General features: G+C 34.4%; 14 protein-coding genes. 13 read left to right on the plus strand and 1 reads right to left on the minus strand.

Annotated features, from left to right (window positions below; genetic code table 11):
* The first annotated feature begins 21 nt into the window (after positions 1-21).
* The 3 genes from holA to Q0838_RS07590 all read left to right on the plus strand — a co-directional run bounded on the left by holA (position 22) and on the right by Q0838_RS07590 (position 2,487).
* Entirely contained in the window at positions 22-1,029 is a 1,008-nt protein-coding gene (gene holA, locus Q0838_RS07580; RefSeq protein ID WP_298953025.1) for a DNA polymerase III subunit delta, read from the plus strand.
* Positions 1,029-2,078: a 1,4-dihydroxy-2-naphthoate octaprenyltransferase gene (gene menA, locus Q0838_RS07585; RefSeq protein WP_298953028.1), complete on the plus strand. Its 1,050-nt coding sequence runs from the start codon at positions 1,029-1,031 to the stop codon at positions 2,076-2,078. Before holA ends, menA begins: the two co-directional genes overlap by 1 nt.
* Before the next feature lie 211 nt (positions 2,079-2,289).
* Positions 2,290-2,487 carry a hypothetical protein gene (locus tag Q0838_RS07590; protein WP_298953031.1) on the plus strand — a complete coding sequence of 66 codons (198 nt, stop codon included), beginning with the start codon at positions 2,290-2,292 and terminating at the stop codon, positions 2,485-2,487.
* 85 nt (positions 2,488-2,572) lie between these two features.
* Here the strand turns inward: Q0838_RS07590 and Q0838_RS07595 are convergent, their stop codons facing one another.
* Positions 2,573-3,511, minus strand: a complete 939-nt coding sequence (locus Q0838_RS07595) for a hydrogen peroxide-inducible genes activator (protein ID WP_298953034.1) — start codon at positions 3,509-3,511, stop codon at positions 2,573-2,575.
* A gap of 166 nt (positions 3,512-3,677) precedes the next feature.
* Between Q0838_RS07595 and Q0838_RS14380 the strand changes: the two genes are divergently transcribed.
* The 10 genes from Q0838_RS14380 (at position 3,678) to Q0838_RS07645 (ending at position 12,807) form a co-directional block, all read left to right on the plus strand.
* Entirely contained in the window at positions 3,678-4,130 is a 453-nt protein-coding gene (locus tag Q0838_RS14380; RefSeq protein WP_366942031.1) for a cytochrome c, read from the plus strand.
* A gap of 66 nt (positions 4,131-4,196) precedes the next feature.
* Positions 4,197-4,697, plus strand: coding sequence for a thiol peroxidase (tpx, locus tag Q0838_RS07605; RefSeq protein WP_298953037.1), 501 nt, complete (start codon positions 4,197-4,199; stop codon positions 4,695-4,697).
* Positions 4,698-5,075, plus strand: coding sequence for a diacylglycerol kinase family protein (locus Q0838_RS07610; protein WP_298953040.1), 378 nt, complete (start codon positions 4,698-4,700; stop codon positions 5,073-5,075).
* A gap of 101 nt (positions 5,076-5,176) precedes the next feature.
* Complete coding sequence (locus Q0838_RS07615; protein WP_298953044.1) at positions 5,177-7,627, plus strand: DNA translocase FtsK; 2,451 nt, start codon at positions 5,177-5,179, stop codon at positions 7,625-7,627.
* Positions 7,628-7,636: 9 nt separating this feature from the next.
* Complete coding sequence (locus tag Q0838_RS07620) at positions 7,637-8,281, plus strand: outer membrane lipoprotein carrier protein LolA (RefSeq protein WP_298953046.1); 645 nt, start codon at positions 7,637-7,639, stop codon at positions 8,279-8,281.
* A gap of 1 nt (position 8,282) precedes the next feature.
* Complete coding sequence (locus Q0838_RS07625) at positions 8,283-9,725, plus strand: LptF/LptG family permease (RefSeq protein WP_298953047.1); 1,443 nt, start codon at positions 8,283-8,285, stop codon at positions 9,723-9,725.
* A gap of 77 nt (positions 9,726-9,802) precedes the next feature.
* Positions 9,803-10,951, plus strand: coding sequence for a 3,4-dihydroxy-2-butanone-4-phosphate synthase (ribB, locus tag Q0838_RS07630; RefSeq protein ID WP_298953049.1), 1,149 nt, complete (start codon positions 9,803-9,805; stop codon positions 10,949-10,951).
* 41 nt (positions 10,952-10,992) lie between these two features.
* Positions 10,993-11,808 carry an N-acetylmuramic acid 6-phosphate etherase gene (gene murQ / locus Q0838_RS07635; protein WP_298953051.1) on the plus strand — a complete coding sequence of 272 codons (816 nt, stop codon included), beginning with the start codon at positions 10,993-10,995 and terminating at the stop codon, positions 11,806-11,808.
* Positions 11,809-11,812: 4 nt separating this feature from the next.
* On the plus strand, positions 11,813-12,046 hold the full coding sequence (locus tag Q0838_RS07640) for a DUF6095 family protein (RefSeq protein ID WP_298953053.1): 234 nt from the start codon (positions 11,813-11,815) through the stop codon (positions 12,044-12,046).
* Positions 12,043-12,807, plus strand: coding sequence for a hypothetical protein (locus Q0838_RS07645; RefSeq protein WP_298953055.1), 765 nt, complete (start codon positions 12,043-12,045; stop codon positions 12,805-12,807). Before Q0838_RS07640 ends, Q0838_RS07645 begins: the two co-directional genes overlap by 4 nt.
* Positions 12,808-13,283 lie beyond the last annotated feature (476 nt).

Raw genomic sequence — 13,283 nt, forward strand, 5'->3', positions numbered from 1 at the left:
CAAAAACCATAACAGCTCTCGATGAGTGATGCTACAAAGATTATAGCCGATTTAAAACAAAAGCGATATGCTCCTGTATACTTTTTATGCGGTAGCGAGCCCTATTTTATAGATCAAGTAAGTGATTATATAGAGGACCACGTATTAGACGAAGGTGAAAAAGGCTTTAATCAGACGGTTATTTATGGTAAAGATTCTACCATGGCCGAGGTTTTAGAAAATGCAAAGCGTTTCCCTATGATGTCAGAGCATCAGGTCATTATAGTTAAAGAAGCACAGCATTTAACTAAGCAACTAGCACAACTAGAAAGTTACATTGAGCAACCGCAAACGACTACTATTCTTGTTTTTGCTTATAAATACAAGACACCAGACGGACGCAGCAAGATTACAAAATTGCTTAAGAAACACGCAGTTTACATGGAAAGCAAACCTCTTTATGAAAATAAAGTACCTGCTTTTGTAACTGGTCGTTTAAAAGAAATGGGATATCAAATAGATCCTAATGCGACTAGAATGTTAGTCGAATTTCTAGGAACTGATCTAGGAAAAATAAATAACGAACTTTCTAAACTCGCGATAGTACATTCTAAAGACCGACCTATTACACCACAAGTCATCGAGGACAACATAGGTATTTCTAAGGATTACAATAATTTTGAATTGCGCAAAGCCATGGGAATGCGTGATGTGGTAAAGGTTCATAAAATTATCAACTATTTTGCAGATAACCCTAAGGATAATCCGCTGGTGCTGACTACCGCACAGTTGTACAGTTTTTTTACTCAGCTATTAAAGGTGCATACTATAAAGGACAAAAATCCACAAGCGGTAGCAAAGGCTGCTGGTGTGAATCCGTTTTTTGTTCAAGAAATTATCACTGCTGCAAAGAATTACCCTATGAAATACTGCAGTCGCGCCATAAAACTAATTAGAGATATGGATGTAAAATCAAAAGGTGTAGGAACACATCAGGCAAATCATCACGATTTATTAAAAGAAGCAATAGTAAATATTATGTCTAAATAATGGCGAGTACAAAATTAAAAGCCTGGATAAGCGCTGCGAGATTGAGGACCTTACCATTGAGTATAAGTGGTATTCTTGTAGGAAGTGCGTTTGCTTATCAAAGGATAGATTATTGGAGTACTTATGCAGTGAGCTACCAGAATTCTAGCATTGAAAAAACTGGTTTAACAAAACTGATAGACGCTTTTAACTTTGAATTTAATTACATCATTCCAGTTCTAGCTTTAATAACCACTCTTGGATTCCAAGTCCTTTCTAATTTTGCAAACGATTATGGCGATGGTGTAAAAGGAACAGATAACGAAGACCGCATAGGACCTATGCGCGCTTTACAAAGCGGTATCATTTCTCCCAAAGAGATGAAACGAGCTATGGTAATAACTGCTGTTCTAACTTTAATAAGCGCCATATTTCTTATATATGTAAGCCTAGGAGTTGGAAAGTTATTAATCTCTCTATTCTTTTTAGTTTTAGGTATTGCCGCCATTTGGGCAGCGATTAAATATACCGTAGGCGATAACGCTTATGGCTATCGTGGTCTGGGCGATGTGTTTGTTTTTATATTTTTTGGCCCTGTAAGTGTTATGGGTATTTATTTTCTAATTACTAAGAGTCTAGACTGGGAAATGATTTTCCCTTCTATCACAGTGGGTTTACTAAGTGTTGCTGTCCTCAATCTCAATAACATGAGAGATATAGAGAGCGATAAGAAAGCTGGTAAGAATACGATTGTGGTAAAAATGGGACTTGCTAAGGCTAAGTTGTTGCATTATGCGTTTGTAATTTTAGCATTTATATGTGCAGTTTATATAACTGTTTATTCTTACAATATTCAAATTTTTGCAGCCGACAACAACATGAAATGGAAACTAGCAAATGAAAATTATTATTTAATAGCTTTTTTACCACTTCTAGCTTTCATTCCTTTATTTATTCATTTATTTAAAGTAAAAAGAACAACTTCTCCTGCTCTACTCGATCCTGAGTTGAAGAAAGTAGCTCTTTCTACATTTTTGTTTGCGATTTTATGCATAGTAAGTTCACTATAATCACAAAGCTTTAAGAGTGAATTAACGCTGTATTTTAACATATATAGCCTATTATTCCTATTAGAGCAGTTAAATAACCCACCTTAAATTTAAAATTTAAAATAAAATTAACATTTACAATTCTCAGTATAATAGTATAAAAACGTATCTTTAAGGAAATTAAAAAGATACTTATTCAACAAAACTACTTTAACTAAAAATCTTGAAAATTATGGCTAGAGCTATGTTTGAGTATACCAAAACAATACTCGAGAAAGTAAGTTTCAACCCAATTCTATTTTGCAAGGAATTACAAAAAGCAGTTGATCGTCTATTACCTTTTGAAATAGTAGAACTAGAAATCTGGATCAAACAGCTGGTATTACAAAATCCAGAGTTGCAAACTTGCGTACCTTTATTAAAGGAATAAACGATTATTTATTAAAACTTAAAAAGGCTAGATACTTCATATTTAGATGAATTATCTAGCCTTTATTTATATTTTACATCGAGGTTTATTTACCAGATATAGGACTTACTATCTGCACGTTTTGAAAAGCAATAGCACCTTTAATAACTCCCGTTATTACATTCTGTAAGGCTTCTATAATCTGCATCTTCAACTCGCTTTTATGAAAAATGAGACTCACCTCACGAGCAGGAGAAGGGTCTTCAAAAAATCTCAGGTTTTCCTTTTTATGCTCTGGTAAATCCATAGTATTAAGATACGGTAATAAGGTCATTCCTAAACCTTCATCAGCTAGTTTTATTAGGGTTTCAAAACTACCGCTCTCTAACATAAAACGCTCTCCATCTGTATCTCTAGAATTACGACATAAATTAAGAATACTGTCCTTAAAACAGTGCCCGTCTTCTAATAGAAGCAAGTCATCTACATTAATCTCGTCTACCTTAATTTTTGATTTAGGCTTACCAGATAATCTAGGATCATATGCTACAAATGGTTCATAATAAAGAACTCTTTCTTTTATAAGGTCATTTTTTAAAGGAGTCGCAGCAATCGCAGCATCTATACTACCATCTAGCAGGCTATCCATAATACTCTCTGTAGTAAGCTCTTCTATGCGCAGTTTTACTTTAGGATATTTATTTACAAAATTAGCCAGAAACATAGGCAACAACGTAGGCATTACTGTAGGTATGACTCCTATTTTAAACTCGCCACCTATAAAACCCTTTTCTTGATCTACTATGTCTTGAATACGGTCACTTTCATTAACTATATTACGCGCCTGGTTGACAATTTTCTTACCAGTTTCTGTAAGCTCGATAGGCTTTTTACTTCTATCAAATATTTGAACATCCAGTTCATCTTCCAGCTTCTGTATTTGCATACTTAATGTAGGCTGTGTTACAAAAACCTTATCTGCTGCTTTAGTAAAATTTTGATATTGAGCAACAGCAAGAACATATTTTAACTGAGTGATGGTCATGATAGATATTTTAAACAAAAATAAGTAATGTCATTTGATAAATCTATTACGATATCGATCTATTTTATTTAGCAAATCAACTTTGAGAATTATCTTTATGATGTAGGTTGTTCCGCTTTCGCAAAAGCGAGACCAACAACAATAACCTTCTTAAATTCAGACCACTATGTTTAAAGAATTATCAAGAACCCTAGCTACCATTTGTGCGCTCGTACTCGCCATGATCGTTGTGATATTTAGCACAGCATTTATTATATCTGGACAAGAACCTACTTATTCCACGCAAGAATCACAAGAACAGATTATAGATATAGTGCCTAAAACAGTTTTAACTGAACAACAAAAAAAAGGTAAATCGCTTTTTAATGCTAATTGTGCAGCATGTCATAAACTTTTAAAAAAAGCCATAGGACCAGCATTATACGGTGTGACAGATCGTTATGAAAAAGAATGGCTTTACAAATGGATTACTAATAGCACAGGACTTATAAAATCTGGAGATGCACAAGCAGTTGCTTTATATAAGCAATACAATCAGACCAGTATGAATTCTTTTCCCCATCTAACTACACAAGATATAGATGCTATTCTAGATTATGTAGAATCTTCTAAGAATTAACAAGACATTCATATAGCATAGTTAGGTAAATTGTAACTTTATCATCTTAATTAATAAATAAAAAACATGGCAACTATTACTATAGGAGGCAGCGAGATTTCTACCAGTGGTTCACTACCAGAAGTAGGATCAAAAGCACCAAATTTTAAACTTAAAAAGGCAGACCTATCTGAGGCTTCTTTAAATGATTATAAAGGAAAACGTGTGGTACTCAACATTTTCCCTAGTATAGATACTGACGTTTGTGCAACATCTGTAAAGAATTTTAATAAAAGAGCTACAGAGTTAGATAACACTGCGGTTTTATGTATTTCTAGAGATACACCTTTTGCACAAAAACGTTTTGCAAGTGATGAAGGACTAGAAAATGTAGAAAATTTAAGCGATGTATTAGACGGTGCATTTGGTAACGACTATGGACTTACTATGACTTCTGGACCACTTTCTGGTTTTCATTCTAGAGCAGTAGTTGTTCTTAATGAAGAAGGAAAAGTAATTTATAATGAACAAGTTCCTGAAATTGCAGACGAACCTAACTATCTTGCTGCGCTTAAAACATTATTATAATTGAGTGCATCAAAATTTATTATCGGTAGATGTAAAGCCATAGGATATGCCCTAAAAGGCGCTGTTATCCTTATAAAAACAGAAGCCAGCATACAAGTACAAGCCGCAATAGCCATAATTATGACTATTGCTGGCTTTTATTTTAATATTACCGCGACCCAGTGGATTGCTCAAACCTTGTGTATAGGACTTATTATGGGACTAGAAGGCATGAACACCACTGCAGAGGCTATTGCAGATTTTATTCATCCAGATTTTCATGAAAAAATAGGTCATATTAAGGATATAGCCGCTGGTGCAGTAGTAATTACTGCCATCGCTTCTACCATTGTAGGCGGGATTATTTACATTCCTTACCTCGTTGCCTTGTTTAATTAATAGCAGTTTTAAAAGGATAAATCACCACTGTTAACAATCAAGTTAAATGTGTTATACTATTACCGTGCAATATTCTTATTTTTGCTCGTTCACTATCCTACATGGCTCGTAAAAAAACAACATCTAAGAAAACTACTGCAAAGGCAAGTAAACCATTCCAGCTACCTAATTTAAAGCTCAATAGATTACAAGAGGTAATCGCAGGGAGCGCACTAATAGTAGTAGGTTTATTACTGCTTTTTTCTTTTATGTCTTATTTATTCACTGGCGCACAAGATCAAAGTGTACTGGTAGAATTAGGTAGCCGTAGCACACAGACTAAGAACTGGATAAGCCAGTTAGGCGCATGGCTAGGACATACTTTTGTTTATAAAGGATTTGGTATCCCTTCATTTTCTATCTCAGTTCTAACCATAATCTCTGGAATATTTTTATTTGCAACTGGTGATAATGTGTTTTCGCTTTCGCGAAAGCGAATATCTAATCTATGGTTCTGGGGATTATTATTAATGCTCTGGCTATCTATCTTTTTAGGGTTTTTTCACAATACTAGTGCGCTGCTAGGCGGTAAAGTAGGTTATGAATTAAATGATTTTTTACAAGACTATTTAGGCTTATTAGGCGCTATTCTTGTGATGTTTTTTATAGCCATAGTTTATGTGGTTTTAAGACTTAAACTAACACCAGAATTAATATCTGCTTATTTTTCTAAAAAAGCTATTGAGGTTAAAGAAGGTTTTGAAAATATAGAAACTACAGACGAGGAAAGCGATTGGAAAAAAGCCACTATAGAGGGCGCTCCTACTCAAAAGGTAAATAATACCACCGGTCACCTGACAGAAGAGCCTAAAACTAATGCAAGCCTGTTAAGCAATGATATGCAGGTCACCGTGACAGAAGAAGAAACTATCCCAGAACCTGTTGCAAAGAAGGTTGTCGCTCCTAAGGATGAGAATGACATAGGAATGGAAATCGAGCAAACGCTAGATGAGGAAGAGGTAATCGATAATAAAGCAAATAAATTAGTAGAAGATTTTGGAGAATTTGATCCTACTTTAGAGTTAAGTAATTTCAGGTTTCCACCTCTAGATCTATTAAAGGATTATACTAAAGGTAAAACGATCACTATAAATGAGGAAGAGTTACAGGCTAATAAAGACCGCATTGTAGAAACTCTTAAGAATTATAAAATAGGTATTGCAAAAATAAGTGCCACGGTAGGACCTACTGTCACCCTATATGAAATAGTACCTGAGGCAGGAATACGTATTTCAAAAATTAAAAACCTAGAAGATGATATCGCTTTATCTCTAGCCGCATTAGGTATACGTATTATCGCCCCTATACCAGGAAAAGGAACAATAGGTATAGAGGTTCCTAACCAGAATCCGTCTATAGTATCGATGAGATCTGTGGTGGCATCTCCTAAGTTTCAAAATGCCGAGATGGAATTACCTATCGCATTTGGTAAAACTATATCTAACGAGACCTTTGTCGTGGACCTTGCAAAAATGCCTCACCTACTTATGGCTGGAGCAACAGGACAAGGTAAATCGGTTGGGCTAAATGCTATTCTTACCTCTCTACTATACTCTAAGCATCCTGCTGAGGTTAAATTTGTTCTAGTAGACCCTAAAAAGGTAGAACTTACTTTATTTAACAAAATAGAACGTCATTATCTAGCAAAATTGCCCGATAGTGAAGACGCCATCATCACAGACAATTCTAAGGTGATTAACACCTTAAACAGTTTGTGTATCGAGATGGATCAACGATATGATATTCTTAAAGATGCCATGTGCCGTAACTTAAAGGAATATAATGCAAAGTTTAAAGCTAGGAAGTTAAACCCTGCAAATGGTCACAAATTTCTACCTTATATAGTTCTGGTAGTAGATGAATTTGCCGATTTAATCATGACCGCAGGTAAAGAGGTAGAAACACCTATCGCTAGACTAGCACAACTAGCGCGTGCCATAGGTATTCACTTGATTATCGCAACACAGCGTCCATCTGTAAACGTTATTACCGGTATGATTAAGGCTAACTTCCCGGCGCGTATTTCTTTTAGGGTAATGCAAAAAGTCGATTCTCGTACCATTCTAGATAGTGGTGGTGCAGACCAGTTAATAGGTCGTGGAGACATGCTTTATACCGCTGGAAACGAGTTAATACGTATACAATGCGCATTTGTTGACACACCAGAAGTAGAAAAAATAACCGACTTTATAGGTAATCAAAAAGCATATCCTGATGCACATATTTTACCAGAATATGTAGGTGAAGATGGTGGCACGAGTATTGATAATAACATAGACGAGAGAGATGCTAAGTTTAGAGAAGCCGCTGAAATAATAGTTATTGCTCAACAAGGTAGTGCCTCTTTATTACAGCGCAAATTGAAACTAGGTTACAATCGTGCTGGTAGAATTATAGACCAACTAGAAGCCGCTGGTATAGTAGGAGGATTTGAAGGCAGTAAAGCGAGACAGGTTTTAATACCAGATCTCGCGTCTCTAGAAGTATTTTTAAACGAAGAACAAAACAAATAAATAAGTATAATGAAAAATTATTTCCTTTCTATTTTTATGATTTTTGCTTTAGCGCAAACCGCAACAGCACAGGATACTAAAGCTGATAAATTATTAAGTGAAGTAGCAGAAAAATTCAAATCATACAAAAATGTATCATTTACCTATAAAGGTAATTTTAAAAACTCTAAAACTAGCACAGATATGGATGTGCAAGGTGATGCAAAGCTAGTTGGAGAAAAGTATCATGTAAATTTTCTAGGCACTACGTATATATTTGATGGTACAAAGCAGTATGCTGTCAACACTGAAGATGAAGAAGTGACTATTTCTAAGGTAAGTAATGACGGGAATCAAATGATCACACCATCTAACATCCTTACTTTTTATGAAAAAGGATATTCTAAAAAATGGGACATCGTACAAAATGAAGGTGGTAGAAAAATACAATTCATAAAACTTACTCCTATAAAATCAAATTCTGAATATAAGAACGTTTTGTTAGGTATAGATGTTAACACAAAACATATCTACAAAGCTATTATTACTGAAAACTCTGGAACGATAGCTACTTTTACATTAAAGTCTTTAAAGACTAATGAGCCTTTACCTAAGAATTCTTTTACCTTTGATAAAAATCAGTATAAAAACTGGTTGATTCAAGAGATGAACTAAATTGAAAATATTAGATCGATACATATTAAGCCAATACATAAAGACGTTTTTAAGCGTCTTTATTGTGTTAATGTTTATTCTAATCCTGCAAGCAATATGGTTATACATAAAAGAACTAGCTGGTAAAGATCTCGATGTAATAACTATTGCAAAATTTTTATACTACTCTACCCCTGTTGCCGTTCCTATTGCATTACCATTAAGCGTGCTACTAGCCGCTATATTAGTTTTTGGGAAGATGGCTGAGAATTATGAATTTGCCGCTATGAAATCTAATGGGATTTCACTGCAGCGCGCTATGCGCTCCCTGACCTTTGTAATTCTAGGTATAGGAATCACTTCTTTCTTATTTGCAAATTCTGTAATTCCATGGGGATATTTTAAACAAAGAAATCTGCGCGGTAACATTGCAAAAATGAAACCTGCCATGGCCATAGGCCAGGGAACGTTTAACCAACTAGGAGAGATTAATATTAAAGTAGGAAAAAAGTCTGGAGAAAACGGTGAGTTTTTAACTGACGTCATAATCCATAAAAAGAATCCTAAGAAGAATGGTAATTATACCGTTATTAAAAGTAAAAAGGGAGAATTAAAAAGTTCTTTAAAGTCTAATATCATTCAACTAGTTTTACAAGACGGTAACTATTATGAAGATCTTTTTATTACAGAACATAGAAAAGCAAAGACGTCACCATTTGTTAAAACAGAGTTTAAAGAATATTCTTTAAATATAGATGTGTCTAAATTTAATAAAGTAGATATAGATAATGAGTCTGTGACCGATAATCATAGAATGCTTAAAATCAATGAGCTTTACAATCGCATAGACACTTTCTCCCTCGCGCTTACTAATAATTATAAAATATATAGAACTAACCAGCACAGAAAATGGGCTCCTAGCACTATGGACCGCTCTGTGGCATTAGACACTATTAAAGAGAATCCACAGGATTTACTAGCCAGCTTAAAAATATTTGACCAGCGCAGAGCGTTAGATGTAGCACTAAGTAAAGTACGCAGCCAGAAAGCAGCAGTAAAAAATAGAGAAAAACAAATCAAAGGAGAAGCATCTAGACTTGCAAAGCATGAAATAGAAATTCATAAAAAATACGTTTTAGGTATAGCCTGTATTATACTATTCTTTATAGGTGCTCCACTAGGTGCAATTATAAGAAAAGGCGGGATGGGACTGCCACTAGTAATTGCTACCTTATTCTTTTTAACCTATCACTTCATAGGTATTTTTTCAGAAAAAGCAGCTAGCGAAGGTGCTTTCCCTGCCTGGTTAGGTGCATGGATGAGTACATTTATTCTATTCCCTATAGGTATCTATCTTACCTACAGAGCTACCACAGATCAAGGTATCTTTAGTAATGAATTTAGCTTTAAGAAGCTATTCTCAAAGTTTAAAAAACGCCCAAAATCTCCTTACCCTACAGCTTAATCATTATCTTTGTAAGGAAGTCTCAAATACTTAATTAATCGTATTTAAGATGTTTTTTTTAAAATCAATTATTCCTTATGATTACTCAAGAAAAAGCCACTCCTACCTTTCAATTAGACCGCATAGAAGATGCAATAGAAGATATAAAAAATGGTAAAGCCATTATAGTTGTAGATGATGAAAATCGTGAGAACGAGGGTGACTTTGTTGCAAGCGCTAGATCTGCAACACCAGAATTAGTAAACTTTATGGCCACACATGGGCGTGGATTAATTTGCGCACCGATTACCGCATCTAGATGTAAAGAACTAGATCTAGCCATGATGGTAGTAAATAATTCTGACCCTATGGAAACAGCTTTTACCGTTTCAGTAGATTTAAGAGGTCACGGTGTTACCACAGGAATAAGTGCTGGAGATAGAGCTTTAACACTACAAGCGATTATTGATAAAAACACACAACCACACGACTTAAGTAAACCTGGACATATTTTCCCTCTTAAAGCCAAAGATGGCGGTGTATTAAGAAGAACTGGACATACAGAGGCGGCTATCGATTTTGCAAGACTTGCTGGTCATGAACCTGCAGGTTTTATAGTAGAGATTATGAATGAAGATGGTAGCATGGCACGTCTACCACAATTAATAGAAGTAGCAAAAAAACACAATCTCAAATTAGTTTCTATAGAAGATCTAGTTGCCTATAGAATGAAACACGATAGTCTTATCGTAAAGAAAGAAGACTTTATGTTAAAAACACGTTTTGGAGAATACCGCATGCGTGCCTATCAACAAACCACTAATGATCAAATACATATAGCGCTTACTCTAGGTAATTGGAAAAATGATGAAACCGTTCTCACACGCATGAATTCTACGCAGGTGAACAATGACCTATTCTCTACCCTAACTAGCGATGCAGATAGGAAAATAGACGCAATGTTTGATCAATTAAATAAAGAAGGAAAAGGTGCCATAGTATTTATTAACCAGCAGTTTGAACCAGAAAATATGCTAGGTAGATTAGAAGAGCTCAAAGACCTACAAGAGAACGGTGGTATTAAAGCCCCTAGACGTAATCTAGACAATAAAGATTATGGAATAGGCGCGCAAATACTTCATGACTTAGAGATTACAAAAATTAAGTTAATGACTAATTCTGAGCAGAGTAAACGCATAGGAATCATAGGCTATGGTCTAGAAATCATGGATACCATTTCTTATTAGATTAATTAAAAAACCGCTTTCGCGAAAGCGAGACCTACATCATGGATTTTAATAAAATAACAGAGCAAGATTCTCATTACAATCATTTAGAAAAGATGAATGCTGGAGAGTTATTACGTAGTATTAATGAACAAGATCAAATAGTAGCTATAGCTGTTAAAAAAGTAATACCACTTATTGAATCACTAGTAATAGAAATTGTTTCAAAAATGAAATCTGGTGGCAGGCTTTTTTATATAGGTGCAGGAACTAGTGGTAGATTAGGCATACTAGACGCTAGTGAGTGCCCTCCTACATTCGGCGTTTCTTATGATAAAATCATCGGTATAATCGCTGGAGGTGATACCGCAATTAGAAAAGCAGTAGAAAATGCCGAAGACGATGAAAAACAAGCTTTTAAAGATCTAGAAAACTATCAAATAACAACAAAAGATGTGGTTATAGGAATAGCCGCTAGCGGTACTACTCCATATGTTATAGGCGGTCTAGAAACTTGTAATAAAATGGGAATAACTACAGGATGTATTACGTGTAACCCAGGCAGCCCACTAGATAAAGTTGCCACCCATCCTGTAGCAGTGATAGTAGGTCCAGAGTTCATTACTGGCAGTAGTAGAATGAAAGCTGGTACTGCACAAAAAATGATTCTTAACATGGTTAGCACTAGCGTTATGATTCAATTAGGCCATGTTAAGGGTAATAAAATGGTAGACATGCAGTTAAGTAACGATAAACTAGTAGACCGCGGTACACGCATGATTATGCAAGCGACTGGGGCAGGTTATGAAATTGCTAGAAAATTATTAATCGATCATGGTAGTGTAAGAAGCGCTATAGAGAATCAAGGAATTTGTTAATATTATGTCACAAAAATCTACAGATAGAAAGATTTTAGGTAAAGGGGTAAAAAAACTGGCTATTAGCGTACTTTTTCTTTTTGCTGGCCCTATACTTATATATATAGGCGCAGGATCTGAACATCCTATTATTTATTTGATGCCAGGAATAGCATTTGCAATAGTAGCCGTATTATTTATATTTCAAGGAATTAATCTCATATTAGACTCTATGTTTAAATCAAATAAAACTAGATGATTAAGAGACTCCTATTACTAGCTTTTCTTATTTTAATAAGCAGCTGTAAAACAACTGCAAAAGAAGAAAATAATCTAGAAAATAATAAAAAAGAAATAGTATCTATTCAAGGAAAAGCAAGTAATCCAGAAGGTATAAGTGGTAAGATTAACATTATGGGGTATTTTGTAGACCCTATAATAGGCGGTAAAATATCAAAAAACGGTAATTTTAAAATAGATCTACCGCAAGATTTTGATGTAATAACACACAATTCCTTTAACACCTACAACTCATCTCCTACGGCAGAATATAATTTACAATTCACTACTGCACTAGATTGTTTTCCTAATGCAAACGATTTAGATTTTACTGGAAAGGAAGAACTAATAGCCTATGCTGGTAAGTTCTTTAGATTTGAAGTTTTATCACTAGACAAAACTCATTATTTGTTTGCAGGCTCTAGTAAAAACTTTGTAAACTATACAGTAGGTAAAAATAACGCTACCCCAGAAAAAGGACATAACTATTACTACATTTATGCTAAAGGTCCTATCTCTATAAGTGGGGAAAAAAAGTCAGAAAACTTTTTTGAAGATGGCAGTAATGAAATTTACTCTAAAATAGATTCTTACAAATTAGAAATTCAGGAAGGATGGAATTTAATAAAATATGAGGTACTTTCTTTAAAGAATAGTTCTACTGGTACAACTGTGATTGCAGCAACTCAATTATCTACAGAAGATTTAACAAATACTGAATTGACCTGGCTGGTTGAATAACTGGATTAAGTTATTCACTAAAAAATATGGTTCCCTAATTGTTATCGTTGTTTTCCAGCGCGTACTTGAGGTATTACACATAATTTAAGACTTTTAAGATATATAGTTTTTAATGATTCTACAACAAAATAGGGTTTGATCATTTGATTATCAAAATCACATGCACCTTAATTAATGACTAACTCAATAAATCAATATACTTAAAACTATCTCTATGTTTTTAATTTAAAGACATTATAACTTTAGTAGCACTAGTAAAAATATTAAGACACATAGTGCTCCAGAGTACAGTCATTTTATTAACACAGAGGTATCTAAAAAATATATCTTTAAAAACAATACTGGATAAGGAGTCATCTTTAAGCATAACTACTGTTAGATTTTATAGATTTAATACTAATGCAACCTTAAAACCGCCCTTAAGTAAAGAGACTTTATATTTGTTTATAATATAATTAATCTATGAAGAAACGTTT

Origin of the sequence: uncultured Nonlabens sp. (assembly GCF_947495285.1) — a bacterium.
In the GTDB taxonomy this organism is placed as follows: Bacteria; Bacteroidota; Bacteroidia; order Flavobacteriales; family Flavobacteriaceae; genus Nonlabens.

Bases quoted from the DNA above. Each gene is read 5' to 3' on its own strand.
- holA (WP_298953025.1), top strand. From the start codon at position 22: ATGAGTGATGCTACAAAGATTATAGCCGATTTAAAACAAAAGCGATAT.
- menA (WP_298953028.1), top strand. From the start codon at position 1,029: ATGGCGAGTACAAAATTAAAAGCCTGGATAAGCGCTGCGAGATTGAGG.
- Q0838_RS07590 (WP_298953031.1), top strand. From the start codon at position 2,290: ATGGCTAGAGCTATGTTTGAGTATACCAAAACAATACTCGAGAAAGTA.
- Q0838_RS07595 (WP_298953034.1), bottom strand. From the start codon at position 3,511: ATGACCATCACTCAGTTAAAATATGTTCTTGCTGTTGCTCAATATCAA.
- Q0838_RS14380 (WP_366942031.1), top strand. From the start codon at position 3,678: ATGTTTAAAGAATTATCAAGAACCCTAGCTACCATTTGTGCGCTCGTA.
- tpx (WP_298953037.1), top strand. From the start codon at position 4,197: ATGGCAACTATTACTATAGGAGGCAGCGAGATTTCTACCAGTGGTTCA.
- Q0838_RS07615 (WP_298953044.1), top strand. From the start codon at position 5,177: ATGGCTCGTAAAAAAACAACATCTAAGAAAACTACTGCAAAGGCAAGT.
- Q0838_RS07620 (WP_298953046.1), top strand. From the start codon at position 7,637: ATGAAAAATTATTTCCTTTCTATTTTTATGATTTTTGCTTTAGCGCAA.
- ribB (WP_298953049.1), top strand. From the start codon at position 9,803: ATGATTACTCAAGAAAAAGCCACTCCTACCTTTCAATTAGACCGCATA.
- murQ (WP_298953051.1), top strand. From the start codon at position 10,993: ATGGATTTTAATAAAATAACAGAGCAAGATTCTCATTACAATCATTTA.
- Q0838_RS07640 (WP_298953053.1), top strand. From the start codon at position 11,813: ATGTCACAAAAATCTACAGATAGAAAGATTTTAGGTAAAGGGGTAAAA.
- Q0838_RS07645 (WP_298953055.1), top strand. From the start codon at position 12,043: ATGATTAAGAGACTCCTATTACTAGCTTTTCTTATTTTAATAAGCAGC.